This window comes from Bacillus sanguinis (assembly GCF_018332475.1).
Taxonomy (GTDB): Bacteria; Bacillota; Bacilli; order Bacillales; family Bacillaceae_G; genus Bacillus_A; species Bacillus_A sanguinis.
This window is the reverse complement of sequence record NZ_BOQB01000046.1, coordinates 1-25,352: the sequence shown is the minus strand read 5'-3', so window position 1 is coordinate 25,352 and position 25,352 is coordinate 1. Positions and strand designations below refer to the sequence as shown.

The 25,352-nt window shown below is 35.6% G+C and carries 31 protein-coding genes and 2 pseudogenes; 10 read left to right on the top strand and 23 right to left on the bottom strand.

The window, feature by feature from the left end:
- Positions 1 to 4: 4 nt before the first annotated feature.
- Both KI369_RS06485 and gpr read right to left on the bottom strand, forming a co-directional pair.
- On the bottom strand, positions 5 to 373 hold the full coding sequence (locus KI369_RS06485; RefSeq protein ID WP_212955460.1) for a YqxA family protein: 369 nt from the start codon (positions 371 to 373) through the stop codon (positions 5 to 7).
- The gene (gene gpr / locus KI369_RS06480) at positions 373 to 1,476 is read right to left on the bottom strand and encodes a GPR endopeptidase (RefSeq protein ID WP_212955447.1); all 1,104 of its coding nucleotides are present in this window, start codon (positions 1,474 to 1,476) and stop codon (positions 373 to 375) included. Before gpr ends, KI369_RS06485 begins: the two co-directional genes overlap by 1 nt.
- A 181-nt stretch (positions 1,477 to 1,657) precedes the next feature.
- Here gpr and rpsT point away from each other — a divergent pair, with 181 nt between their 5' ends.
- Positions 1,658 to 1,915 (top strand): 30S ribosomal protein S20, encoded by a 258-nt coding sequence (gene rpsT / locus KI369_RS06475; RefSeq protein WP_001274011.1) that lies wholly within the window; start codon positions 1,658 to 1,660, stop codon positions 1,913 to 1,915.
- 83 nt (positions 1,916 to 1,998) lie between these two features.
- Here rpsT and holA read toward each other — a convergent pair whose 3' ends face one another.
- Positions 1,999 to 3,009 carry a DNA polymerase III subunit delta gene (gene holA, locus KI369_RS06470; protein WP_212955446.1) on the bottom strand — a complete coding sequence of 337 codons (1,011 nt, stop codon included), beginning with the start codon at positions 3,007 to 3,009 and terminating at the stop codon, positions 1,999 to 2,001.
- A 346-nt stretch (positions 3,010 to 3,355) separates the two neighbouring features.
- Here holA and KI369_RS06465 point away from each other — a divergent pair, with 346 nt between their 5' ends.
- Positions 3,356 to 3,490, top strand: coding sequence for a YqzM family protein (locus KI369_RS06465; protein ID WP_000997609.1), 135 nt, complete (start codon positions 3,356 to 3,358; stop codon positions 3,488 to 3,490).
- A 29-nt stretch (positions 3,491 to 3,519) separates the two neighbouring features.
- Here the strand turns inward: KI369_RS06465 and KI369_RS06460 are convergent, their stop codons facing one another.
- The 3 genes from KI369_RS06460 to KI369_RS06450 form a co-directional block, all read right to left on the bottom strand.
- Entirely contained in the window at positions 3,520 to 5,841 is a 2,322-nt protein-coding gene (locus KI369_RS06460; protein ID WP_212955445.1) for a DNA internalization-related competence protein ComEC/Rec2, read from the bottom strand.
- A gap of 14 nt (positions 5,842 to 5,855) precedes the next feature.
- Entirely contained in the window at positions 5,856 to 6,413 is a 558-nt protein-coding gene (locus KI369_RS06455; RefSeq protein WP_000439786.1) for a ComE operon protein 2, read from the bottom strand.
- A 63-nt stretch (positions 6,414 to 6,476) separates the two neighbouring features.
- Positions 6,477 to 7,076: a helix-hairpin-helix domain-containing protein gene (locus tag KI369_RS06450; protein WP_212955444.1), complete on the bottom strand. Its 600-nt coding sequence runs from the start codon at positions 7,074 to 7,076 to the stop codon at positions 6,477 to 6,479.
- A gap of 77 nt (positions 7,077 to 7,153) precedes the next feature.
- Here KI369_RS06450 and comER point away from each other — a divergent pair, with 77 nt between their 5' ends.
- Positions 7,154 to 7,981, top strand: a complete 828-nt coding sequence (comER, locus tag KI369_RS06445; protein WP_212955443.1) for a late competence protein ComER — start codon at positions 7,154 to 7,156, stop codon at positions 7,979 to 7,981.
- A 171-nt stretch (positions 7,982 to 8,152) separates the two neighbouring features.
- Here the strand turns inward: comER and KI369_RS06440 are convergent, their stop codons facing one another.
- From KI369_RS06440 to KI369_RS06405, 8 genes are all read right to left on the bottom strand, one after another.
- Positions 8,153 to 8,902 (bottom strand): class I SAM-dependent DNA methyltransferase, encoded by a 750-nt coding sequence (locus KI369_RS06440; protein WP_212955442.1) that lies wholly within the window; start codon positions 8,900 to 8,902, stop codon positions 8,153 to 8,155.
- On the bottom strand, positions 8,899 to 9,255 hold the full coding sequence (rsfS, locus tag KI369_RS06435) for a ribosome silencing factor (protein ID WP_212955441.1): 357 nt from the start codon (positions 9,253 to 9,255) through the stop codon (positions 8,899 to 8,901). The genes KI369_RS06440 and rsfS overlap by 4 nt, the downstream gene beginning before the upstream one ends.
- A complete protein-coding gene (gene yqeK, locus KI369_RS06430) occupies positions 9,252 to 9,821 on the bottom strand; it encodes a bis(5'-nucleosyl)-tetraphosphatase (symmetrical) YqeK (RefSeq protein ID WP_212955440.1) in 570 nt (189 codons plus the stop codon). Before yqeK ends, rsfS begins: the two co-directional genes overlap by 4 nt.
- Positions 9,811 to 10,380 carry a nicotinate-nucleotide adenylyltransferase gene (nadD, locus tag KI369_RS06425; protein ID WP_212955439.1) on the bottom strand — a complete coding sequence of 190 codons (570 nt, stop codon included), beginning with the start codon at positions 10,378 to 10,380 and terminating at the stop codon, positions 9,811 to 9,813. Before nadD ends, yqeK begins: the two co-directional genes overlap by 11 nt.
- A 137-nt stretch (positions 10,381 to 10,517) precedes the next feature.
- Positions 10,518 to 10,811 carry a ribosome assembly RNA-binding protein YhbY gene (yhbY, locus tag KI369_RS06420; RefSeq protein ID WP_000955224.1) on the bottom strand — a complete coding sequence of 98 codons (294 nt, stop codon included), beginning with the start codon at positions 10,809 to 10,811 and terminating at the stop codon, positions 10,518 to 10,520.
- Between the two features lie 5 nt (positions 10,812 to 10,816).
- The gene (gene aroE / locus KI369_RS06415; RefSeq protein WP_212955438.1) at positions 10,817 to 11,650 is read right to left on the bottom strand and encodes a shikimate dehydrogenase; all 834 of its coding nucleotides are present in this window, start codon (positions 11,648 to 11,650) and stop codon (positions 10,817 to 10,819) included.
- A gap of 15 nt (positions 11,651 to 11,665) precedes the next feature.
- Entirely contained in the window at positions 11,666 to 12,772 is a 1,107-nt protein-coding gene (gene yqeH, locus KI369_RS06410) for a ribosome biogenesis GTPase YqeH (protein WP_144612527.1), read from the bottom strand.
- Between the two features lie 3 nt (positions 12,773 to 12,775).
- Positions 12,776 to 13,288 (bottom strand): YqeG family HAD IIIA-type phosphatase, encoded by a 513-nt coding sequence (locus tag KI369_RS06405; RefSeq protein ID WP_000765308.1) that lies wholly within the window; start codon positions 13,286 to 13,288, stop codon positions 12,776 to 12,778.
- Positions 13,289 to 13,535: 247 nt separating this feature from the next.
- On the opposite strand from KI369_RS06405, the gene KI369_RS06400 reads away from it, so the two are divergent.
- On the top strand, positions 13,536 to 13,691 hold the full coding sequence (locus tag KI369_RS06400) for a sporulation histidine kinase inhibitor Sda (protein WP_000853283.1): 156 nt from the start codon (positions 13,536 to 13,538) through the stop codon (positions 13,689 to 13,691).
- Positions 13,692 to 13,839: 148 nt separating this feature from the next.
- Here the strand turns inward: KI369_RS06400 and KI369_RS06395 are convergent, their stop codons facing one another.
- Together KI369_RS06395 and sigK are read right to left on the bottom strand one after the other, a co-directional pair.
- A complete protein-coding gene (locus KI369_RS06395; protein ID WP_212955437.1) occupies positions 13,840 to 14,628 on the bottom strand; it encodes a phosphatidylserine decarboxylase in 789 nt (262 codons plus the stop codon).
- Between the two features lie 290 nt (positions 14,629 to 14,918).
- The gene (gene sigK / locus KI369_RS06390) at positions 14,919 to 15,632 is read right to left on the bottom strand and encodes an RNA polymerase sporulation sigma factor SigK (RefSeq protein WP_000051382.1); all 714 of its coding nucleotides are present in this window, start codon (positions 15,630 to 15,632) and stop codon (positions 14,919 to 14,921) included.
- A 258-nt stretch (positions 15,633 to 15,890) separates the two neighbouring features.
- On the opposite strand from sigK, the gene KI369_RS06385 reads away from it, so the two are divergent.
- Complete coding sequence (locus tag KI369_RS06385) at positions 15,891 to 16,121, top strand: hypothetical protein (protein WP_212955436.1); 231 nt, start codon at positions 15,891 to 15,893, stop codon at positions 16,119 to 16,121.
- A gap of 54 nt (positions 16,122 to 16,175) precedes the next feature.
- On the opposite strand, the gene KI369_RS06380 is transcribed toward KI369_RS06385, so the two are convergent.
- Both KI369_RS06380 and rpmG read right to left on the bottom strand, forming a co-directional pair.
- Positions 16,176 to 17,672 carry a YcdB/YcdC domain-containing protein gene (locus KI369_RS06380; protein WP_212955435.1) on the bottom strand — a complete coding sequence of 499 codons (1,497 nt, stop codon included), beginning with the start codon at positions 17,670 to 17,672 and terminating at the stop codon, positions 16,176 to 16,178.
- Between the two features lie 88 nt (positions 17,673 to 17,760).
- Positions 17,761 to 17,910: a 50S ribosomal protein L33 gene (gene rpmG, locus KI369_RS06375; protein WP_001265617.1), complete on the bottom strand. Its 150-nt coding sequence runs from the start codon at positions 17,908 to 17,910 to the stop codon at positions 17,761 to 17,763.
- A 338-nt stretch (positions 17,911 to 18,248) separates the two neighbouring features.
- On the opposite strand from rpmG, the gene KI369_RS06370 reads away from it, so the two are divergent.
- The gene (locus tag KI369_RS06370; protein ID WP_000456215.1) at positions 18,249 to 18,899 is read left to right on the top strand and encodes a GTP pyrophosphokinase; all 651 of its coding nucleotides are present in this window, start codon (positions 18,249 to 18,251) and stop codon (positions 18,897 to 18,899) included.
- Between the two features lie 54 nt (positions 18,900 to 18,953).
- On the opposite strand, the gene KI369_RS06365 is transcribed toward KI369_RS06370, so the two are convergent.
- Both KI369_RS06365 and KI369_RS06360 read right to left on the bottom strand, forming a co-directional pair.
- A complete protein-coding gene (locus KI369_RS06365) occupies positions 18,954 to 19,472 on the bottom strand; it encodes a hypothetical protein (RefSeq protein ID WP_438800498.1) in 519 nt (172 codons plus the stop codon).
- Between the two features lie 6 nt (positions 19,473 to 19,478).
- A complete protein-coding gene (locus tag KI369_RS06360; RefSeq protein ID WP_212955429.1) occupies positions 19,479 to 20,864 on the bottom strand; it encodes an alkaline phosphatase in 1,386 nt (461 codons plus the stop codon).
- Positions 20,865 to 21,125: 261 nt separating this feature from the next.
- On the opposite strand from KI369_RS06360, the gene KI369_RS06355 reads away from it, so the two are divergent.
- Together KI369_RS06355 and KI369_RS06350 are read left to right on the top strand one after the other, a co-directional pair.
- Positions 21,126 to 21,959 carry a GNAT family N-acetyltransferase gene (locus tag KI369_RS06355; RefSeq protein WP_212955427.1) on the top strand — a complete coding sequence of 278 codons (834 nt, stop codon included), beginning with the start codon at positions 21,126 to 21,128 and terminating at the stop codon, positions 21,957 to 21,959.
- 15 nt (positions 21,960 to 21,974) lie between these two features.
- The gene (locus tag KI369_RS06350; RefSeq protein WP_212955426.1) at positions 21,975 to 22,859 is read left to right on the top strand and encodes an alpha/beta fold hydrolase; all 885 of its coding nucleotides are present in this window, start codon (positions 21,975 to 21,977) and stop codon (positions 22,857 to 22,859) included.
- A 41-nt stretch (positions 22,860 to 22,900) separates the two neighbouring features.
- Here KI369_RS06350 and KI369_RS06345 read toward each other — a convergent pair whose 3' ends face one another.
- The 3 genes from KI369_RS06345 to KI369_RS06335 all read right to left on the bottom strand — a co-directional run bounded on the left by KI369_RS06345 (position 22,901) and on the right by KI369_RS06335 (position 24,823).
- Positions 22,901 to 23,401, bottom strand: coding sequence for a DoxX family protein (locus tag KI369_RS06345; RefSeq protein WP_212955425.1), 501 nt, complete (start codon positions 23,399 to 23,401; stop codon positions 22,901 to 22,903).
- 264 nt (positions 23,402 to 23,665) lie between these two features.
- Positions 23,666 to 24,202 (bottom strand): delta-aminolevulinic acid dehydratase, encoded by a 537-nt coding sequence (locus KI369_RS06340; protein WP_212955424.1) that lies wholly within the window; start codon positions 24,200 to 24,202, stop codon positions 23,666 to 23,668.
- 18 nt (positions 24,203 to 24,220) lie between these two features.
- Positions 24,221 to 24,823, bottom strand: coding sequence for a histidine phosphatase family protein (locus tag KI369_RS06335; RefSeq protein WP_212955423.1), 603 nt, complete (start codon positions 24,821 to 24,823; stop codon positions 24,221 to 24,223).
- A 168-nt stretch (positions 24,824 to 24,991) separates the two neighbouring features.
- On the opposite strand from KI369_RS06335, the pseudogene KI369_RS06330 reads away from it, so the two are divergent.
- Together KI369_RS06330 and KI369_RS06325 are read left to right on the top strand one after the other, a co-directional pair.
- Positions 24,992 to 25,063 (top strand): annotated as a pseudogene (locus KI369_RS06330) (phosphoglycerate mutase); the annotation flags it as partial.
- A gap of 169 nt (positions 25,064 to 25,232) precedes the next feature.
- Positions 25,233 to 25,352, top strand: a pseudogene (locus tag KI369_RS06325) (ornithine cyclodeaminase family protein); the annotation flags it as partial.

Below are 25,352 nucleotides of genomic sequence, written 5' to 3'. Positions count from 1 at the left end.
CTTGCTACCCTTGGCTAAAAATCTCTTTCACTTTCCCAACAACTATATCCGTTCCAAACTTTGTTACTTCATAAGTAGCACTTGCTATTGCCATACCAATTCCTTCTACAACATTAAAACTTTTTAAGCTTTCTAATTGTTTTTGTTTTTCGGTAACGGAAAACGAACTTCCCAAAATTTCTGATTCTACACCCGCCCCCTCTGTTCCTGTCATATGAGCGATTTGTTCATATGACATTTGCTGATAACCTTTCATACTCTTCAAACCATGATTAGCCAGTGCCACCCCTGCTATTATCATAAGTAAACATATGGCCGCACTACATATACATAAAAGCGAAAAGCTGCTTACATGATTATCGTCTCTTCCCATCAATGTGTGTATGCTCCTGTATTATCTTGGTCAATTTGATGATGCAGCGCTGCATTTAAACCGCTCGCTATTACATTTGCCATATCCTCTATAAAGGCATCCACTTCTTTCGGAGTCACCATTAAATTATGGCCAAGAGGAGATAACACTTCATAAATTAATTTTCTCTTCTCTTCATCTTCCAGTGTACCTACAGCACCTAAAAACATATTCCGGCTCTTTTCATCCGGCATATCTTCTTCTGTTAATTTTTTCTTTTCTCCAAATGTAAATCCAGCTGGTAACAAAGATCGGGAAGGTTTGTTCCCTTCCTTCATCTCCCTGCCAAAATGTTTCAAAATAAAATCAATTGTATCGCTTGTAATCGAAACGGCATCAACCACAGTCGGAACACCAATCGCGATAACAGGAATACCCAATGTTTCTTTACTTAGTTCCTTACGTTTATTCCCAACACCTGATCCAGGATGAATTCCCGTATCAGAAATTTGTATCGTGCTATTCACTCGTTCAATAGAACGAGCAGCTAATGCATCAATTGCAATGACAAAGTCTGGCTTCGTCTTCTCAATGATTCCATAAATGACATCGCTCGTTTCAATTCCTGTAATCCCCATTACCCCCGGCCGAATCGCACTAACAGGTCTAAACCCTTCTTCTACACTTTCAGGCTGTAATTGAAACAAATGTCTCGTTACCAATACATTTTCTACAACTATCGGTCCAAGCGCATCTGGCGTTACATTCCAATTCCCAAGACCAACAATTAAACAACTCGCTTCTTTCGTAACGCCAACCTCTTCTAAGAAATAAGAAAATTCTTTTGCAAAAATACGCTCTACTTTTTGTTGCAGCTCTGTATCTTGTTGACGTATACCTTGTACTTCAAGCGTTAAATAACTCCCCGGTTTTTTCCCCATCGATTCAGAGGCAACTTCATCAATCGTTACTTTCGTAATGGTAATACCTTCTTCTTCCCTCTCTTTTACAATAACTCCTTGTATCCCTTGTTGCTCTTCTTGACGCTCTTGCAACATTTGATGTGCCTCTACAGCAAGGTCAGTTCTAACACTATATTTACTTAAATCCAATGGTTCTTTCATCGTATCTCCTCCGTAATTCATAGTAAATATCGTTAGATTTCCCAAAGTTATATAAGGTCATTCTTTCCTTTACGTGAAATTTCATTGATATACTATTGCAATTCTCTTCACCGTTTGATAGAATATCACTTGTTCTATGTTATGAATCGAGTCATTCGATTGCACCAGGGAGGTGAAAAGTATGGCAAACATCAAATCTGCTATCAAACGCGCTAAACTTAGCGAAGAGCGTCGTGCACATAACGCTTCTATCAAGTCTGACATGCGTTCTGCTGTTAAAACTGTAGAAGCTTTAGTTACTAATAACGATCTTGAAAATGCTAAAGAAGCTTTCAAAACTGCTTCTAAAAAACTTGACAAAGCAGCTCGTAAAGGTCTTATCCACCAAAACGCTGCAGCTCGTCAAAAATCTCGCTTAGCGAAACAAGTAAACGCGTAAGGCGTTTAAAAAACGATCCATTTGGATCGTTTTTTTATATACAAAAAAGTTCACGCACTAAGCACGTGAACTTTTTTGTTTCATTACATATGATTTAACCGCATTAAGAAAAACTCAAGCACAAGTTTCTTATCCATTTTTCCTGTCTTCATACTATAATCAGCTTCCGCTAATTCTATAATTACTTTTTTTAATTCTTCAAAAGAGAAAAACTTCGTTTGATTCATCGCTAACTTTACACGATATGGATGCACACCAATATGAGACGCAATTTGATTTTGTCCATAACCACGTTGCTGTAACTCTTTCACTTGATAGAGCAAGCGGAATTGACTTACCAATAACGCAAGCAGTTTAATGGGTTCCTCTTGCTGCGTAAATAATCCATCCAAAATTTGCATCGCACCTGCGATATCTTTTTTTACCACTTTTTCTGTCAAAGCAAACACATTTTGTTCCACTGATTTTGGCACAAGATCTGCAACAAGTTTCGGTGTAATCTCTCCGCCCATACCGACGTATAACGTTAATTTGTCCATTTCCTTCGCCAACATCGTTACATTACTTCCCACAAGCTCTAACAACAAACTAACAGCACCATTATCAATATGTACATGCACTTCATCCGCGCGGGCAACAATCCACTTCTGAACATCCTGCACTTGCATCGCATTCGCTTCTACTACATCCGCTGTTTTCTTTAATAGTTTTGTAATTTTTTTTCGTTCATCCAGTTTTTCGTAAGGCGCAACAAAAACAAGAATAGAAAATGGAGAAGGCTCCCCAATGTATTCTTCTAAAATTTTTATATTCTGCTCTAACTTTTCTTTTTGTGAAGTTAAAAATAGTGGTGATTTTATTAATAGCACTTTACGTTCTCCAAAAAAAGGAAGTGTACGTGCATCCTCAACCACATCTTCTAGATATGCTTCTTCTAAATCATATGTCACAACATTAAACTCGCGATCTTCCTCTTCAAGCGCTTCTGTTGTAATAAGCTTTATCGTTTCATTTATAAAAAACGCTTCCGTTCCATACACTAAATACAACGGAGCAAACTGCTTCTTTTTAATCTTTTTATGTATATCACTCATACTTTTTCCTACTCCCTAACTTGGCAATATATATTTATACTAATGCCCTAGCTTTTGTTTTACAAGTACAAAGGAACAGGCTGTATAACCCGTCCCTTTATTTATATTAAACGCCACGCAATAAGTCCCGGGTTTCTTATTGGTGTGCGGTAATCACCTTCCCTTTATTATTCACAATAAAAATTCGAGTATAAGTGCCAACTGTTAACATGCTTGGAAACAAAAAACTCACGTTACTTCATGATTTAAAAGTAGTAAAAAAGCTATATTTGTCTTCCTATGGAAATTGTAGATTTTTTTCTGACAATATTTTATACTAAAGTGGAATGTTGGGGAGGGATTCTAAATGAATGATTTTGAACAAAACGTTCAAAGTAAACGCAATGACGCTATTGATTCAGGGGTAGGATTTATCGTCTCATTTGGTTTTTTCGCAACACTTTTCATCATTGCAACTGTTATTAAATTTATCGGTTCTTAAAGACTGCTGCTTACTGGCAGTCTTCTTTTTTATCTATTATGTGTTTCATCATATGTGATTTTACTACGAAAGGTTCCGTGTTCCCCTTTAAAAACATAGGAAATAGCACCTTGCTTATCCGTGCGCCATATTTCAATCCCCATCTTCTCAAAACGCTCTATAACTTCCTTATGAGGGTGTCCATACCTATTACGCTCACCTGCAGAAATAATCGCTATATTAGGCTGTACAGCGCTCAAAAAAGGCGCTATAGACGACGTGTTACTCCCATGATGAGCAACCTTTAAAACATCGGTCCGTAAATCTGGATACATAGCTATTAAAAACTTCTCTCCTTCTTCTTCTACATCACCTGTAAACAGCCACGTTAACCCTCCTAATTTTGCCCATATTACAATTGAAGCGTTATTCTCACTTCTTTCTTTTCCTGTTGGAGCTAACACAAAAAATTCCGCCTCATTTACACTCCAACTCTCCCCTTCCCCCACTTCACTTATTTTCACTTCCTTTTCTAACGCCTGTTTCTTTAACCCTTTTTCTAATAACGCATCTTGTTCCTTTCGGCCAAATACAACTTCTTTTACATTTATATTTGATAATAACTCTTGCGCAGCACCTATATGATCAGCATCTCCATGCGTTACGATTAATTTATCGATTGTTTTAATGCCCTCCTTTTGTAAATAAGGGATCAAAATATCATTCCCAACTGAAAATTCATGCTTTTTCCGCTGCCATTCTTCCTTGTTTACACGAATTGTTCCACCAGTATCAATAAGATAAATCTCTTTATCGTACGGAAGGCGAATTAATATCGCGTCCCCCTGTCCAACATCAAGAAATGTCACACTCCCGCTTTCCCGAAAATACGGAGATGCATAATGACATGTACAAATAAACAGAAATATACCCGAGGCTATAAGCATAATCCCCTTCGACATCCACCTTTCCCAAACCATTAATACACTAACAATACTCGCGCAATATAGAGCTACAAGAAGTATGGGTGTTCGTCCGAAATTAAGGCGGATAAATGGTAAACTTTCACAATACCTTAAAAAATCATTGGAAAGATTCAATCCTATTGATAGTACATTCGCAAGTCCTGTTGCAAGAAATGGGACGATCGGTATACACACCAAGATAACAATACTGCACGGCAACACAATGAGAGATAAAAATGGAACGTATAGAATATTAAGAAAAATACTATATGGAGAAAAATAACCGAAGTGATATAACAAAATTGGAGTACTAACGAGCTGTGAAATAAGAGAAATATAAATAGAATTTCTGATTACTCCATTACTACTCTCTAGTAAAAACGAGGCTGACAAAAGTAAAGCAAAACTACCAACGAAAGAAAACTGAAAGCCAATATTAAACACAAGATACGGATCAAATATAAGCATACATATAGCTGTTACACTTAAAGCATCTAAGCTAGATAAACGAATAGAACATATGAAAGCAATCAACATCAAAACTCCTGTTATAGAAGCTCTTATAACAGATGGTGATGCTCCTGCTAAAATCGTATATAGAGGAATGCAAAAGATAAGACATACTGTCGCTACCTCCCTCGTCAAACCAATTCTTAGCAAAATAAAATACACGATCACCATTAACAATACAATATGCGATCCTGAAATCGCCAACAAATGTACAAGACCAAATTGTTGATATTGCTCTTCAACTTCATATATCATTTGTTGTCTATCACCAAATACTAATGCATTCATAAAAGCACCTGATTGCTCCGGTAACATTTCTGTAACTCCCAAGATTGCTTGCTGCCTTAAAAGAAGAATCCATTGCACAGGTGACAATGATGTTTTATAGCATTCAGAAATATGTGTAGCTTCCAATATGAAATGAATATTTTGCTTATACAAATAATCACGATAATTAAAACCATGAAAATTCCGAGCTATCGGTGGTTCTTTCCTCTCACCTTCGAATACACATGATGCTCCTGCATGTAATTGACGCAGTTGTTTCTTTTCCGAGGCTGATTTAATTTTGTAACGTAACTGCACTATATTTTTATACTGATCTTCAACTTGGAATGATAGACGATCCCCGTTAATAAGAGGTGTATTGTATATCACTCCTCTTGTAGCTTCGTAGGACTCTCCTAGAGGCTTGTTTTGCCCTTGAACATACGCAGTGTACATAGCGCCACTAAAACACGCTATTATACAATAAAGGAAGGTTTTACGCGAAGTACGATACAAACAAAAGATAACATATAGAACGAGACAACTAATCAGCAATAAAACCGAAGAGGAGAAGGCAGTTGCAATCCCTATTATAAATGAGATTGCAACATAGCCCCATTGTCCATGCAACTTATACTCACTCCTTATAGCATCATTTTTGCTTTCGTGAATACATGCTGTAATTCTTCCATCGATAAGTTCTCTTTTTCTAAAGATGCAAATAGTTCTTTTAACTCCATATGACGCTTTTGATCCTCTAATGCTGCAATATTATATTCTAGCGGAACGTGTTTCACTGTTACATTCGCTTTTTCAAATAACTCTACGGCATATGGATGATTTTTATAATCCTGCGCATAATAAACCGCTGTAATACCACTTTGAATAATTGCCTTACAGCATTGTAAACAAGGAAAATGCGTAACATAAATTTCCGCTTCCTCCGTTTTCACACCAAACTTTGCACATTGTAATAAAGCATTCATTTCTGCGTGAATTGTACGAACACAATGATTATCAATAACGTAGCATCCGTCATCTATACAATGTACGCCACCTTTAATTGAACCATTATATCCACCAGCAATAATTCGTTTATCACGAACGATTGTCGCTCCTACTGCAAGCCTTGTACATGTACTACGTAAAGATAGCAAATGGCTTTGCGTCATAAAATATTGATCCCATGAAATTCGTTCCATATTTTTCACCTACTTTTTTGTCTACTTGTAGTGTAGCGAATGAAGAAAAACTTCGTCAATCTTTTACGGAATAATAATTTGATCTTTTATTTTTTCCAATGACTTCACACCGATCCCATCAATCTCTAACAAATCTTCTATTTTCTGAAAAGGACCATGTTCCTCTCGATATTTCAAAATACTTTCTGCTTTCCGAGAACCAATGCCTGTAATTTTTTCAAGTTGTTCTTTAGTAGCTGCATTTATTTGAACTTTCCCCTCCCCCTTTGAAATAGCAGCTACTTCTTGTACTTGTTCGTTTGTATTCGGTACATTAAGGATCATTTGGTCTTGTACCATTTGTGCTAAATTTACCTTCTTCCTATCTGCTTCAGGTAAAAAACCACCTGCCTGTTCAATGGCATCCTTGACCCGGTCCCCTTCTTTCATTTCATACACCCCTTCTTTAACAACAGCCCCTTTTATATCAATTACAATTATTTTTTTCTGCTGCTTTGTATCCGATATTTTCGGTTTACTTTTTTTCTCGATCTCTTTCGTTTGAACATTCGTTGCAATGACCGCTCGCTCTGTGTACTGGTTTGTTTTCCAAAAAAGAAGAAAAAGTACAGTTCCAATAATAGCTACTAACCCCAACCATTTCTTTGGAAAATCCCACATCATTTTTCACCTCTAATCATAAATTTATAACATCATTCATATTGTTTAGGAGAAAGCTGTTACGAAGGAGGGATGAAACATTGAACATAGGAATTATAGGGACAGGGAACATGGGGAATATACTAATCGACGCATTTTTAGAAACCCGTGCTGTCAAACCTTCGTGCCTTACAATGATTAATCGAACGCCCGCCAAAGCATATCACATAAAGGAAAAATACCCTTCTGTTCATATAGCCAAAACTATCGATGAGGTAATCGAACGATCACATCTTATTTTTATTTGCGTAAAACCGATAGATATATACCCGATCCTACAAAAGTACGCTGAACATTTCTCTGATGAAAAGTGCTTAGTTTCTATCACAAGTCCAATATCTCCATCACAATTAGAGACACTTGTACCTTGCCACGTTGCACGTATCATTCCGAGCATTACAAACCGCGCCCTGTCTGGTGCATCACTATTTACGTTTGGAAGTAAATGCTCTGAAGAGTGGCAACAAAAGCTATTTCGCCTATTCAAAAACATTTCTACTCCCCTTGTAATAGAAGAAGATATAACGCGCGTTTCATCTGATATAGCAAGCTGCGGCCCTGCATTCTTTAGCTACTTATTACAATGTTTCATTAACGCTGCTGTAGATAAAACAAATATTACACATGAAGAAGCCACTACTTTAGTAAGTGAAATGGTCGTTGGAATGGGGAAACTACTTGAAAAAGGGATTTTCACATTGCCTACTTTACAAGAAAAAGTATGTGTTAAAGGCGGCGTTACAGGAGAAGGCATTCGTGTTTTAGAAGAACATGTTGGGGATATGTTTCATAAATTAATTGAGCGGACACACGAGAAATTTGATGAAGATTTAAAATGCGTTGATCAGCAATTTAATAAACACACATAATAAATACGTCATCGTCATTCCAAATCCTTTTTATAAATACTTACTTTTTTACATTACAATTTCACTTAAACCAGTATTTTTACAATTCACGTATAACACCTTCTAATTATGCTAGAACGAAAAGTACATCTTCTTTACAAAACAAAAGCAACCTTCTCGGTTGCTTTTGTTTTATCCGTTTTTCTTTGCCATGAAGAAAATACGCTCTGTTTGTTCTGTAACTTCAAGTCTCTCAAAGTCACCGGTTACGCGAAGCACTGTAAAACCAGTTGCTTCAAGCCATTTCGTTAACTCTTCAACCAGATATGCACGTTGCACGTGACATTCGTCAAAACGATGGTACACATCTTCTTCTGGATCTTGAACAAAGAACGTTAAATCATGTTCTACACTATTTGATTCTTCACCAGGGAAGCAATTCCAAATAAGAGATATTTCTTCTCCATTTACTGTGTATGTTTCATTTTGAAATACATGATGTATTTTATATAAAGAATGTACATCAAATAAAAACAAACCATCTTGACGTAAATGGTGAAACACTCTTCGAAACGTTTCTTGCACTCCATCTTCTTGCAATACATAATTTAATGAATCACAAAAAATCGTTACACAGTCAAACTCACCCGGAACATCAAGCTCTTGCATATCTTGTTGATAAAAAGGAATAAAATATCCTTCCCCGCCTAGTTTTTGCTGAGCAACTGCTAACATTTCTTCTGAAAGATCGACACCGATTACATCGTAACCCTTTTGTACAAGCGGAAGTGTTACATTACCAGTACCGCATGCTACATCAAGAATCTTCGCCTCTTTCATATCCGCTTGCTGTAAGCTTTCCTCTGTGAATTCTACCCATTTATCATAAGGGACATCATTCATGAGTTCGTCGTACAGCAATGCAAATTGTTCGTAATTCATTGGTCTAGCTCTTCTGTAATATCTTCACGTGGCACATCGCCCCATAGACGCTCTAAATTATAGTGATTACGCTCATCTTTATGGAATACATGAGCAACTACATCTCCAAGGTCAACTAATACCCAGCGTGCTTCGTCAAAACCTTCCATACGTTGTACGTCGATTTGGAACTCGTGTGCTTTTGCTTTAATTTCACGTGCAATTGCTTGCACTTGCTTATCTGAGTTACCGTGACAAATAATGAAATAATCTGCAATTGGTGAAATACCTTGCATGTTTAGGACAACCATATCTTCTGCTCTCTTATCATCAGCTGCTTTTGCTGCTAATACTAATAAATCTTTATCTTTCATTTACTCATTTCCTCCTTGATAACTGCGTTGTATGTTTGGAATGTTAATGGATAAATCGTTTGATTTTTTTCCATTAAAAATTGAATTGTTCGCTTTAACGCAAATAATAAAGCTTGATTTACATCCGTATATGCGAGTTTACGAGCTTCCTCCACTCCTGGAAACTTTCGCCCAGGCTCAATGTAATCAGCTACATAAATTACTTTATCTAACATCGTCATGTTCTCATGACCACTTGTATGATATGTAATAGCTTGCAGGATTTCAGGATCCGTAATGCCTACTTCTTTTTCTACTAAGTATGCCCCAACAGGTGCATGCCATAACTCTTTGTTATAACAAAGTAAATCTTTCGGCAAATCTTCACTTTTAATAATCTCTTCCATCTCAGAAATCGCTCTACACTTCGCATAATCATGGAATATAGCTGCAACTTCAGCCTTTTTTTCATCCACACCGTATAACTTAGCAAGTTCAATTGCTGTCTCCATTACACCAATTGTGTGTATATAACGTTTTTCATGCATTTGTTGTTTGACAATATGAAGTGCTTTGTCACGATTCATACAACCCATTCCTCTCGATATATACCTGTACTTTTTCAGGAAGTAAATATTTACATGTTCTCTTCTCTTTATATCTCTCACGCAATAAAGATGAAGAAACTGCAAACTCCGGAATTTCCACAGTGGTAATAGGATAAGGTGTACGCAATGTATAACCAGGTCTTGCAACCCCAACAAATGTTACAAGATTAAGTAACGCTTCAATGTTATACCACTTCGGTAAATACTCAACCATATCTCCACCAATAATAAAGTGAAACTGCACATCCGGATACTTCTTCGTCAATTGTAACATAGTGTCATACGTGTAAGATGGGCCCTTCCTGTTTAGCTCTTCTAAACAAATGGAAAAATGCTCCTCCGCCTCAGTCGCAAGTTCTAACATTTGCAAGCGATTTTCTACACTTGTAATATTCCGCCCTTGTTTATGCGGTGGAATTTGGTTCGGTAAGAACCATACTTCTTCTAAATTCAAAGCGTGATATACTTCATTTGCAATTAGCAAATGTCCATAATGTGGCGGATCAAACGTACCGCCAATGATGCCAATTTTCCTCAAAAGAAACGCCCCTTCCTTTTACGTACAGCAACTCTCTTCGGTAAGGAATGAAGAGAGTTGCTATTAATAAAAGTTCAATTGGTTTCGCTCTCTACATCATTACATATCAGCGATAAAAATAGCTCGTGCTAATCTTTTTATCGAGGAAGCTTAATTTGTTTATTTTCTCTTGATTCTTTGTATAAAACGATTGTGCTTCCAATTACTTGAACGATTTCAGCACGTGCACCTTTTGCAAGTTCTTCTGCAACTTCACGGCGATCGAATTCACAGTTTTGTAGCACACTTACTTTAAATAGCTCACGAGCTTCTAAAGTATCTGCGATTTGTTTAATCATATTTTCATTTACTCCGCCTTTTCCTACTTGAAAAATTGGTGTTAAATGATGTGCTTGTGCACGTAAAAATCTTTTTTGTTTTCCTGTTAACATGTATGTTAGCCTCCAAGCTTTCTTATAACTAATTGTTTCATTCGTTCGATATTTGGCACGCGCCCTGTCCACATTTCAAACGCAAGTGCACCTTGATAAACAAACATATCAATACCATTTTGAATGAGTGCACCTTGCTCTTTCGCCTCACATAAAATTTTCGTTTCAAATGGGTTGTAAATTATATCTGATACAATCGTCCCTTTTTTTAACGAAGAAATTTGTAATGGCGTATGTTCAACACGTGGATGCATACCTATCGTTGTCGTCTGAATGATAATATCATAATTTCCTTGTTCTTCTGTTGCTTTTTCTAAAGATAAAGGAACAGAAGAAACAGTAGCCGTACATGCAGCAATAAGTTCTTTCGCCTTATCTATTGTACGATTAGCTACATCAACCTCTTTCACACCTACATCAGCAAGAGAAAAATAAATAGCTCGACTAGCACCACCTGCGCCAAGCAATAAAATACGTTTCTCTTGAAGTGGTTCACTACTAATGGACTGCAATGCTCGGACAAAACCAATTCCATCTGTATTGTAGCCAATCAATTTTCCATCCTTATGAACCACTGTATTTACTGCACCGATTTGTTTTGCTAGCGGGTCAATCTCATCCAAATAATCCATAATAGCAACTTTATGCGGAGTTGTTACATTAAATCCTGAAATACCTAATGCTTTTAAACCTCTTACTGCTTCCCCTAGCACTTCCTCTTTAACAAGAAATGCATGATAATGGGCATCCATATTCAAGTGTTCAAATGCATCGTTATGCATAACGGGCGATAATGAATGTCCAATTGGATTTCCGATTACACCATATAATTGTTTCATAAATCCCTCTCCATATTAAATTAAAGATTTACGCAATGAAACACTTACTCCTTTTGGTACGTGTGCAACAATTTTCGCTCCCGGTTCGTTTACAGTAACCCATCCTAATCCAGAGAATACAACATCCGTTTTTGGTTCACGGATATTAAATTCGTACTTCACTAGCTCTGGCATATTTTCTAGTTCTTCCGGTGTTGGCGGGCTTAGTAAATCCCCAGCATGATTTTTATACAATTCATCTGCTTTCTCAAGCTTTGTACGATGGATTGTTAAACGATTCGAGAAGTGACAAGTAAATGCACGACGACCACCACTTACATAATCAAAACGCGCCAAGCCACTGAAGAATAATGTTTGTTCTTCATTTAACTGGAACACCATCGGCTTAATTTCTTTTGTTGGTGTAATAAGCTTTAAGCTTTGTTTTCCAACATAATGAGCCATTTGATGGTGGTTAATAATACCTGGCGTATCATATAAAGAAGATTCTTCATCTAACGGAATATCAATTAAATCAAGTGTTGTTCCTGGGAAATGAGATGTTGTAATTACATTTTCAGTCTCATCACTAAATTCTTTAATCATACGATTAATAAATGTTGATTTTCCTACATTCGTACATCCTACAACGTAAACATCTTTTCCGTCGCGATAATACTCAATAGCATCTGCTAGCTCAGCAATTCCTTGCCCTTTCGCTGCACTAATTAAAAAGACATCTTCTGGCTTTAATCCTAGCTGCTTTGCACTATAGCGCATCCAATGCTTTACTTTATCATGTTTTACTGACTTAGGAATTAAATCAGCTTTATTTCCAACAAGTAATACTTTATTATTTCCCACGAAACGATGTAATCCAGGTAACCAGCTACCATTAAAATCAAAAATATCTACAATCTTAACTACTAACGCATCCGATTTTCCAATTCCATTTAGAATACGTAGGAAGTCATCATCTGTTAATGATACATCTTGAATTTCGTTGTAATGTTTCAAGCGAAAACAGCGTTGACAAATTACTTGTTCTTTCTCTAAAGATGAGGTAGGAGCATATCCCACTTCATTTTTATCTTCTGTTTGAATTTCTACACCGCAACCAATACATTTAATTGTTTCAGTCAAACTTTATTCCTCCCAGTTAATTAAACCTTTTTTCTTCATATTTCTCATAATTCTTCGTTCAATTTTTCGATTAAAGCGCGTTACTAATCCGTCCGTTTGTGCTACCGGTACAACTAAAATCGTATGAAGTCCCACTCGGTTTCCACCTAGCACATCAGTTAGTAACTGATCTCCAATTACTACAACTTCATCTGGTTGCAGATGCATCTCTTGTATCGCACGCTTAAACGCGCGAACAAATGGTTTACGCGCACTATGAATAAATGGAATACCTAATGGATCAGCAAAGTCTTTCACACGTTGCTCATTATTATTTGAAACGACCGTTACTTGAATGCCTTGCTCTTTCATTTTCAAAAACCATTCTTCAAGTTGTGGCGTTGCATTTGGACGATCCCATTCAATTAACGTGTTATCTAAATCAGTAATAACACCTTTAATTCCACGTTTTTTCAAATCTTCTGGTTGAACATGATATACATTTTTTACATATTCATTTGGTAAAAATAGCTTCAATTTCTTTCACCTCTTTGAGGAGTTTTCATAAAAATTTTTCGACAACATATTTCGATATATGACCTGTGGATAAAATTGTACACATTTTCCACATTAATTTTTCAGTCAATTTGGAATTTACTAACAATCTATACACATTTTATCCACCTAGGTATGTGGATAACCACTCGTTTGTGACTGTCATATTTTTTTGGTACATTAAATGCAACAACGAATCAATCCTTAAATTATTAGGAGGTGACTCACCTTGAAAACAAAATATATGGAACAGTTATCTACTGAGTTACTCACTGAGTCTTATTATAAAGCAAAAGAACTAAAATTAAATCCCGACTTCATTTTACTTATAAAACAAGAAATGATTAGACGCTCATTAGAGGACAAGCTTGTCAAATCGTCTTGATTACATATAAAGTGAAATTTCAATGAGCTAACTTGTAAAAAGAGCCATCCTGCGATGGCTCTCGAATAAACAAGTACTCCCATCTAGGGAATTTCATCATTAAGCATCTTTGTCCATAACTCTTGCTTACAGTTATAAAATCTTTTCTTTACTTATGAGCCAATCGAGTAGCAATTTTTTCACCAAGACGAAGCTCTTGTCCACTCTTCAATTCCTGCACTACTTTTATCATATCTTTTTCAAACAATAACACAACTGTTGAACCAAATGTAAAGTATGCCATTTCTTCACCTTTTTGAACAGTGTCTCTTTCATGCAGTAGTTCAATACTATTAACAAACATAGCTCCTACTTTTACAAGCGCCATATGTTTACCGTCACTATTTACTTCTGTAACAGAGCGATAATTTTTTGACAATGGCTCTTTCCCGTATTCCATACCAGCTGCATTTACCGGATATGACTTTCTACCAAGTACAAATCTTTCAGTCACGGAACCAGAAAGCGGACTATGAATACGATGATAATGACTTGGGCTTAAATAAATAACCATGTATGTACCACCTGCATATCGCTTTGCACGTTCTTCATTACCTAGCATATCCACGATTGAATAACGCTTGCCTTTAATATCAAATGTTTTTGTGTCCTCAATAGGACCGTGATCAGCAAAAACACCATCAACAGGACTAACGATACTCGATGCATCTGTATCAATACTACGCTTTCCTTCTTTTAGCTTACGCGTAAATAATTCATGCAATGTTCTATATTCCTTCAAACCCTTTTCCATCTCATCTTGATTAATTTGAAAAACTTTCGCATACGATGGAATAATGATAGAGCTCAAACGAGATTGTGCAAATTTACGTAATATATAAGAAGTAAAACGACCATTTGTAAGTTCGATCATAAGTCGATATAATGTACGTCGCAAATTGCGAAACCTCCTAATCAGTCTATAACTTTAGCTTCCCCTTCTTTTCCTTCTATATCAGATGTAAAATTGGTTCTTATTCCCACATATCATATAGAACCGCCATATTATACATGCGGAAAACTAAGTATGGTATTATTCTTAAATTGTTTAGCACCCTCTAATATTACAGATAGAATCCGTCATTTTCAACAGTGAACATGGATTTCTTCTAAACACAACTCTTTTTCTTTCCTTATTTACAAAAAGAAAAGCAGCCCATTTTAAAATATGGCTGCTTGCAATATACATTATTCTTTCGCTTTCTTCTCTTTCTCAGCTCTTACAAATTCATGGAACATTTTCATTAAAGCGCGCTTTTCAATTCTTGATACGTAGCTTCTGGAAATACCAAGTGCCTTCGCAATCTCTCGTTGCGTTTTCTCCTTATCAAGCCCCAGTCCAAAACGCTTCACGATAACTTCTTTCTCTCGTTCGTCTAAAATATCAATATACTCTTTAATCTTTTCTAACTCCATACTAAGCTGGATCATATCAATTACATCTTCAGACTCTGATTTTAATATATCAATAAGCGATATTTCATTCCCCTCTTTATCTTGCCCGATTGGATCATGAAGTGAAACGTCTTTTTTCGTTTTTTTCAGTACACGTAAATGCATCAAAATTTCATTTTCAATACAGCGTGCTGCATACGTCGCAAGCTTTGTTCCTTTCCCCGCAGAATAACTCTCTATTGCTTTAATGAGCCCAATTGTACCAATTGAAATTAAATCTTCTGCATCTTCACCGGTGTTTTCAAATTTTTTAACGATATGAGCTACAAGCCGTAAATTATGTTCAATTAACAGATTTCTCGCTTGAGCATCACCTTGCTCCATTAACTCTAAGTACTTTCTCTCATCGTCTGACGATAACGGCTGTGGGAACGCATTATTCTTCACATAAGAAACAAAGACAAACACTTCTCGAACCATATATCCAATTGCGGCGAATAGACTCAAACCTTTCACCTCCGCCAAAATAGTGGTCTTTACTAAGTGTATGTGGGCGTGAGGTTGTTTGTGTCTGTACGATATCATTCCAATTTGTTTTTAAGCATAATAATTGTCTCATAAAGCCCCACTACGTATACTTAAACAAAAGATTGGAGAGTGGAATATGAAATATTTCATTTCCCTCTTGTACACGAGTAGCTTGTAAGAGATGAACTCCTTGTACGCTCTTGCAAGCTGCTTGTACTACAAGGAGGGATTACAAATATGAAATTTGAAAGAACACGTGCTTACACGAGACACCAACGTCAACGTACAATGCGCCGAAAGATGGATATTGCAAAACACGCCTGGGGATATACTCCTGAAATTGCCGGTATTTTTGCAAAAGGAAAAGTCCACTGTTCTTGTGGAATGTGTACAACAAAGTGGCGAACAGAAGGACCACCCGCTAGTGTACAGAAGTGGTTATACAAAATTGATACATACGAAAAATAATTGTTCTTTCTAAAAAAGGTCTTCTCTCGAAGACCTTTTCCCTTATTTAAAAGCTTATTTGCTCCAAATTTCCCCTCCAGTATAGGCATTAATATAACGAATTTCTCGACTACACTCGAAGAATTCTTTATCATTTTCATCCGTCGTTTGTTTATACAGCAATTGATATGCCGTTTCTTCTGCCTCATGATCTATAGACCATTCTAATTTAACTCGAAGAGCATCCTTGTATATTTCTAACGCTTTTTCTTTTGTTACTTTCGGTGTTGTTTCATATGTAAGTAATTCTTTTATAAAATTGCTAGATTCTCCAGAGTAGCTCATCACTGCACCATTTTCTGCATTGATATTGATCATAAATTGCTTATACTCTGCCGGAATACCATTCACATATACAGAAAAGGTAAATCTTTCAATCCCATCTTCTGCTTCTTCACGTTCCTCCCAAAGACGAAGATATTGTGTGATATCCGGAATCATTCGCTCTAAAAATTGAATTGCTTTTTGTAAACATTGTTCTCTTGATAATACTGTTTTTCTTTTTTTCTCGTCCTTCCACATGAAAAAAGAAAGCAATTGATCTGTTTCTTTATCTAAAGTAATTACAACGAATTCATCATGCTTCAACATCGGAAAATGTTTCTTATAGAACTCATCCATTGAATATGAATCCTTCTCTTCTATTTCTTTTTGTAATTCTTCTTTTAATACAAATTTTAACCGGACTTCATCCTCATCTACTTTTTCATCTAATTTGACAAATTTCCCCTTATCCCAATCAAATAAATCAAACACATCTTTTTTTTGACTACTCTTTAGCGGTTTATCAACAAGTACTGTAGAAGGTAATTTATAATGTTCTGGTCCAAATAAATCTTTACCTGTACTTGCATTAATAAACGCATGGCTAGGTTCTGGTTCATATACAAAATGATACCCTTTTATTTCTTCTCCATTTTCATACTCACATGAAGAATGTGTTAAATCTACAAATACAAGTCTCATATCTTGTCTAGCTTTCAAATTTTCTAAGACGACGTTCTCCTCAACAATCTCACTTGGCCATACCGTTTTTTCATCAATAGCTTTTTGTCCATTATAATGAAAATGCATAACATTACCTGAAGGACAAACTCGCACAACACCCCCTGTATTCGGCAATGGATAACCATTCACTTCTTGCATATAATTTACTTCTTTCCAACCACGTCTGTCGTCCTTAACCGTTACATATGTATAAAATTCATATCCTTCTTTTGTATATTTTTTTAAGAATGCATTTGCAATCTCTCTTGCTTTATTCTCTCCTATCGCTTCCTTACCGCTCGAAAAATATTTTTTATCATCTATACTAAATTCAATTAAATTACCAGTATGTCTATTCAACGTAATTTGTATCGTTCTCTCCTCATCCTCTTTATGCTCCCACCATAATAGATGATATGGATCATCCACACTTTCTTGATCATCTACAACAAGCTTATAATCATCTGGAATATCAATCATATGAGCCACTTTCTCTTTTCTTTCTTTATCTCTTTGATTCATCATACCCCTCCATTTATTACAATTTAAGGTAATTATAACAAACAAAACCAAAGAACTATAAACAAAAAAGACTAGAGTGATCTCTAGTCTCCTACTTCGTCTCACGATGTAGCGTTACCCGTTTTAATCGTGGGCAATATTTTTTTAGTTCGATACGCTCTGGATTGTTTCGTTTATTCTTTTTAGAAATATAATTACGATCACCACACTCCGTACAAGCTAATGTAATATTTACACGCATATGTAATTCTCCTTTCTTTTAAAGATCGCAAACTAAATCGTAATGATTACGATTTATATGTTATATAATTTTATTCTATTTGTCAATTGCAAAAAAAAGACAAAAATCTGAAACAATTAGTTCATACGAAATTCACATGAATCTATTACTATAGGGATTATACATAGTGAACTTATTAACAATCACGTTTATTCATATAGAATTTTACTTGAAAGGAGCTGAAAGTATGAAAACTAAATATCGTTTTATGATCTCATCATTTGCTGCTTGCGCTTATATGCTTTGGTATTTAGTATAATAACAACCTCACTTGTAAATAGGAAAAGGTGTGTATATAAATGGAATATAATCAATCAACCGTTAACTATTGGAAAGCTTTTGTACTACCATATACATTTGCTTTAGAAGAGTTAAAAACTAAATTTGAAATTATGAACCGGGAAGCCCAATTTTTAGAGGATTACAACCCGTTTGAACATATAAAAACAAGATTAAAACAGCCTGAAAGTATTATTAAAAAGCTTGAGCGTAAAAACTTATTACCGACAGTTGAAAATGCGCAAACGCATTTACAAGATATTATCGGCATTCGTATTACATGTTGCTTCGTAGAAGATATTTATCATTTAAAAGAAGTCATTCAAAAGCGTGAAGATATGGAAATCATAGAGGTAAAAGATTATATCGCTAATCCAAAGGGAAACGGCTATAAAAGTTTACACATGATTATTAAATATCCTTTATCACTGAATTCTGGTACAAAAGAAGTCTTTGCAGAAATTCAGTTACGTACGCTCGCAATGGACTTCTGGGCAAGTTTAGAACATAAACTTTATTATAAATATGAAGGGAAAATACCTGAGTATTTAAAAGATGAACTACATGATGCAGCAATGAAGGCTGAAGACCTCGATAATAAAATGGCAACCATTCGCCAAGATATTGATGATATTGAAGCATGCTCAAATCAAATTATGTTACCACTATAAAAAGGTTCTCTCCAATGAGAACCTTTTTATTTCGCCATTTACGGAAGTTTTACGTTACTTCTTCCCTATGGTGCGAACTTCTTCAATTTTCCATCCATCCTCTTCTTTTCCAAGCGCATACTGTACAGTCTTCTGAAGAGTGACCGCTCCTTCTAGTTCCTTTTCCTTTGTTTCAACAACAACATACCCTACTTTACTAGCTTTTATGTCTATATGTTCCAATTCAATTTTCTTATTTCCCTTTTGAAAAGCGGCTTCTTTTTGTGTTTTCAAGTCTTCAGCACTAGGCATCTTCCTTGAAAATAACTCCATATGTTCAGCAAGATTTTTTTCATTTGTCGTCCGTACAAATTTCTCCATCACATCTTGAATCGATTTCTCTTCTTCTTTCGTTATTTCTACCTTTTCCTCAGTTTTTGTAGTAGTAGATTTTTGTTCTTCTATATGATTCTCCTTCGATTGACATCCCACTAGCAATAATGCTCCTATTAGAAGAGATCCTACCCATCTGAAAAACGAACTCATTTCCCCATCTCCTAAAAAGAAAAGTGAGGCATTTCGCCTCACTTTCATTTATAATTAGCGTCTTCCTTTATTCGGATCGCCACCGCCAACAATATCAAAGACACGTTTAGCGATATTTGTATTCTCTTGAACACCAGAGAACAAGTATTTACCAGGTCCAAATGCATATACGTTTACATCTTCCCCTGTATGTCCACCTGTCGTCCAGCCTGTAACCGAACGCTTATTGAAAATATCCTCAATCGCGTTATCAATCTTTGTTACATCTTTTGAAGGAGCAATATCATTTACCGCTTTAATTTCTTCTGGTGTTAATTGTAAATCAATATATTTTTTCAATGTTTCTTCTACATTTGCACCTTTTGCAATCTCATTTGCCATGAAGTCTGGTGTGCGTTTTGCAGCTTTAATTGGATCTACTTTAAAGTTATACTCGCCATTCGCACCTAACGATAATCCACCAGTAGCATGGTCTGCCGTTGCAACGACTAACGTATTTTTATCTTTTTTCGCAAACTCAATCGCTGCTTTAAATGCTTTTTCAAAGTCTTCCATTTCACTCATTGCACCAACAATATCATTATCGTGTCCAGCCCAGTCGATTTGACTTCCTTCAACCATTAAGAAGAAACCATTTTTATTTTTGTTCAAACGTTCAATTGCTGCATTTGTCATTTCTTCTAATGAAGGTGTTTTATCGGTACGGTCAATCATTTTATCTAAACCGCCTGGCGCAAATAAACCTAGAATTTGATCGTTTTTATCATTTAACAATTGATTGCGATCAGTTACATAGCTATAACCAGATTTCTTAAATTCTTCTGTAAGATTACGATCTTTTCTAACAAAGTTATTTACTCCGCCGCCAAGCATAACGTCTACTTTATGCTTCCCTTTAATTTTTTCATCAAAATAATCATTTGCAATTGCGTCCATATTTTTACGACTAATATCATGCGCACCGAAAGCAGCTGGTGTTGCATGTGTAATTTCAGAAGTAGCAACAAGTCCCGTTGATTTTCCTTTTTCTTTCGCTTGTTCAAGAACAGTTTTCACTTCTGCTTTATCATTATCAACTGCAATTGCCGCATTATATGTTTTAATTCCTGCTGACATAGCAGTTGCTGCAGATGCAGAGTCTGTGATATTTTCATGTTCATCTTCCGGATATGTTTTTTGTGTTCCTACAAGATGTTTATCAAACTCTGTAGATTCCATCTCAAATGTTTTTGGATTATCTTTCATATAACGGTGAGCCGTCATATATGAAGGGCCCATACCATCCCCAATTAATACAATGACATTTTTAATCTTTGCATTGCTTCCGCTCTCATCTGCGCTCACTTCACTAGAACGTGTAAAATTCCATGTTGCTACCGAAGTAACTGCTAACGACGCCACAACTGCAAATGGCCATGCTTTTTTCACAAACTTTTTCACTGTCTTGTCCCCCTAATTAGGTTATTCATTTCCCACTATCAAATTTAATAGAAGACTGTTAAGAGAAAATTAGTTATATGTAAATTTTTTGTTAACTTATGTAAATATCAGTTATAATTTGTATAACTTTGTCTTTTCATATCAACCATCTTCCCCTTTACAATCAAAATATAAACAAGTTGGATTTCATGTAACGTAAATCTCTTATTTAACATTTTCAATCTACTTTTATGAAAATTAATAGAAATGTGGTGAACATTTATGAAAATAATAAAGCTAGATGAAACTTTTATTTTTGATTTACTCGACCTTTGCAAATCTATTGGATGGTTACAAAATAAAGCATTTATGAAAAAACAATTCGAAATGTACCTTTCTCTCGGTACACTTGTCGGTTATATGCATGAAAATAAACTGATTGCAGCTGGAGGCGTATTTCCTTTTAAAGATAGGTTTTCTACTATTGGTATGTTAATCGTCCATCCTCATTTTCAAGGCCGAGGCATCGGGCGTATTTTGCTTAATCACTGCTTAGAACACACTCATAAAAAACAACCAATTGCACTTATTGCAACAAAAGCTGGCGAGCCTCTTTATACATCATGCGGATTTCAAACAATAACGACGATTCATCGTTTTGAAAAACAAACTACTAAGACAAATATCACTCATACAAAACAAATAAAAGAAAAAGACCTTATATCGCTTATTTCCCTCGATCAAATTACAACTGGTGCCGATCGTTCTTTACTTTATTCATTACTATTACCAAGAACGAGCCACTCTTTTAAAATTGAGAGACATAACCGTATAGAAGCTTTTTCCTTATGCATACAAAAAGGTAATATATTATGTATCAATCCACTTATCGCCAAACGAGAAGAAGATGCTATTCAATTACTACAAAACATATGTGAATGTTGGAATGGCACAGTAAGAATTGATGTCCCACATTCACAATTTTCATTTCGCAAACTTCTTCAAACAGAAAATTTCCAAGAAACGCTTCTTTCACCTCTTATGATAAAAAATGGTAGCCAACTTCCTGGAAATCGTAATATGCTATTTGCTATGATAGATACAGCGTTATGTTAGAAAGGAGACACCTCATTGAGGCGATTTAGCTATTTTATGGTAAGTTGTCTTACTCTTACACTATTAGTAGGATGTAGTGCAGCAGAAAAGCCAGTAGAACAAGTAAAACAAGTGAAAAATACAATTACAGCGAAACTAGCTACCGAGGAAAAAATGGTAGAAATAGATGGTCAAACCATTTACTTCAAAAAGATTGGTAATGAAAAACCACCTTTACTTATGATCCATGGATTTGGAGGATCGTCAAATGGTTTTCAAAAGATTTACTCAGACCTATCAAAAGATCATACAATTATTTCTGTAGATGCTTTAGGATTCGGCCGCTCATCTAAGCCGATAGATTTTCATTATTCTTTCCCTACTCATGCAAATTTGTATTATAAATTAATGAAAAAACTAGGTTATAATTCGTTTGCGATACTAGGACACTCAATGGGCGGAGAAATTTCTCTTAATTTAACGTATTTATATCCTGAAGCCGTTACCCACCTTATTTTAACTGATGCTACAGGCGGTCCGCATACACTCGTTAATAAACAAGGTTCACCAAAACCACAGTTATCGACTGATTTAAATACCGTTTCTTCTATTGCAGATTATGATGAGAGCAAAGTGAAATTTAAACGTAATGATGAAGAGCATTACAATAAAATGAAATTATGGCCGAGACGTCTTCAAATCAATGCAAATGAACTGAAACAACCAACATTAATTATATGGGGAAGAAATGATAGTAGCGTTTCTTGGAAAGAAGGAGAAACATATCATCAATTCTTAAAAAATAGTACTTTCCATGTTATCGAAAAAGGTTATCATGCACCATTTCGTCAAGAACCACAAGAATTTGTAGGTTATGTAAAAGAATTCTTTAAAAACAATCCAATAAAAGTTGAAAAATAACATAAGCGGGTATCTCATTTTGAGATACCCGCTTTCATATATTAAGCAGCTTGCTTTTGGCGTTTTTGAGTTTTTGAACCTAATACTTTCGGAATAACGAAACCATCTATTCCAAATTTACCAGCATTCATACCAGAAACTAGAACGAATATGGATAGAATAACCATTTCAGGATTCACACCAATTGACCCACTAAACATATAGGAAAAGTTCATTACAAGACCGAAAAAGACCGCTGTTTTTGTTAAACAGCCTACAATTAAACCAATTCCGACTAAAATTTCTCCCCACGTTACAAGTGTATTAAATAGATCAACGTTTGGAATTGCGAAATCTTGTAAAAATGATGCCCACCAAGATTGAACAGCCGGTTGTGCTCCTTTAGATTTTTCAATTGCACCCTGTAAATAACCAGTTGCATCGAATCCTGTTCCTTGTAGTTTACCAATTCCAGCCATTAACCATGTGTAACCAAGATACACTCGAATTACTGCTAACACAAAAGAAACTGCTTTGTTTTCTCTTAAAAATTGAATTACCATATCTTCCTCCTAAAGTTGTAATTAAGTTAGTTACAGATAATATAATAACATTAGTTACTTATTTTTAAAATGTTAATTACAAATAATTCACGACATGTGTATGAAACATTAAAAACTAACGTTTATATAGTAACTTCTATTACCTGTAAAAACTTGAACATATCATACCATAAGTGATAATGGTTTTCATTGAAGAAAATGTAAAAAAAATGTGAGTTAAATGTGAAACACGTTTATTCGAATATAGAATAAACGTGTTTCACACTACTTATAGAATCGAAATGTACGTGTCTCCTCATCAATTAAACTCGCTTCTTGAAACGCTTCTTCTAACGTTTTCCCATGGTTAATAACCCCATAAAATAAGCGTATAGTAAACATAAGTGCTGCATTTCCATCTACATAATCAATCGATCCAATATATGATTTCGCACCACTATGTAAAAAAGATTTTGCTAAATTTTGATCCCCTAACGTGCACCCGCTATTTACAATATGTGTATTATGCAATTTTGCATATTCGTAAATTTCTTCTGTACCAAAATATCCTCTCGGTTCATCTTGTTCATATACTTCTTCGCCTAACTCTTCCATGACAAACTTTCCTTCTTCACCATGAAAGCAAAAGACAACATAATTAATATCGTTATATAAATCCTTTCCAGAAAGAATGTCGATGAATTCTTTCGGTCTACCAATCCAGTACGTTATAACTTTCGCCCCAAAGTATTCAAGTGATGCTCGGATTGATTGCGCCTCTAAATCCGAATTAAAACCAACTACTAATGCAATATTCAACATACAACCCCCATCCTATAATCAGCCCTTATCAATCAGAATTTTATGGGATAAGTCCATTTCATATATATCCGTTTCTTTCAAAAAATCTGATCTAGTTAAAACGACTTTCTGTAAATATTGCCTATATGCTGTAATTGTCCCGTCGTGAGATACAATGCAAATTCTTTCAGCGCCTAGCTGACAACACCAAAGAAGAAATTCATCTACGATTTGCTGAAAACGATTCTCTGGAATAGTATTTATACCTTCCGTCCATAGCTGTTTATTTGTACTTTTCTCTATCGAAAAATGTGGAAATAAATTTGTTATTACCCCCTGATCTACTATGTGGTCACATGGTAATGTTTTTGCTCCTTCTCGATAAGGAAAAATACGTGGGGATGCATATGGATGGACGATTTTTTGACAAGCTACTTTCTCACTCCATATCGCTGCCGTTTGTAAAGTTCTAAGTGTAGGGCTAGCGATTAATATATCCGTTTCCTGTAATGGTACATTGTATTGAATGAATCCAGCCTGATTCCTTCCCTCATCCGTTAATGGTGGATGAAGCACTTGTAAACTTGCCGGCAAATCTTTTGTATGTTCTCCTTCACCGTGCCGAACAAAGACGAGTTTCATACCCATCCTCCTCTCAATATGGAATCCTCTTACATATTTCTTCCCTATTTGACCCTTTATTCCTGCTACATACAAAACTGATATGTAAAAAATGTTTGACACAAATGATTAGGAACTATTACAAACATACATGTAAAATACTTTTTACAAGAGAGGGGAATCACAAATATGAAATGGATAACCATCTTAATCAGAATGATTATATGGGGATATATAAACGGATTTTTTAGTAGTGATAAAGTGAAACTTTAATCCGTGGGGGTTTTGTTCATCCCCCACGGATTATTAGTTGAACCAATCGGGCTTTTACGGGCAGTTGATCTCCCATGTAACTTCTTTGTTCAACCGAATTTTTAGATGGGAGTCTTACTGCCCGTTAATACGGGGTAGAAGGAGGAGGTGGAAAGATATGCTAGTCATAAGCGCGAACGAACAAAGAAACTTAGTAAATATGAACGAAGTCATTGAATACGCGGCGCTTGCTTTACAAGAATTTTCCGCAGAAAGAACGATCACACCAATACGCGGC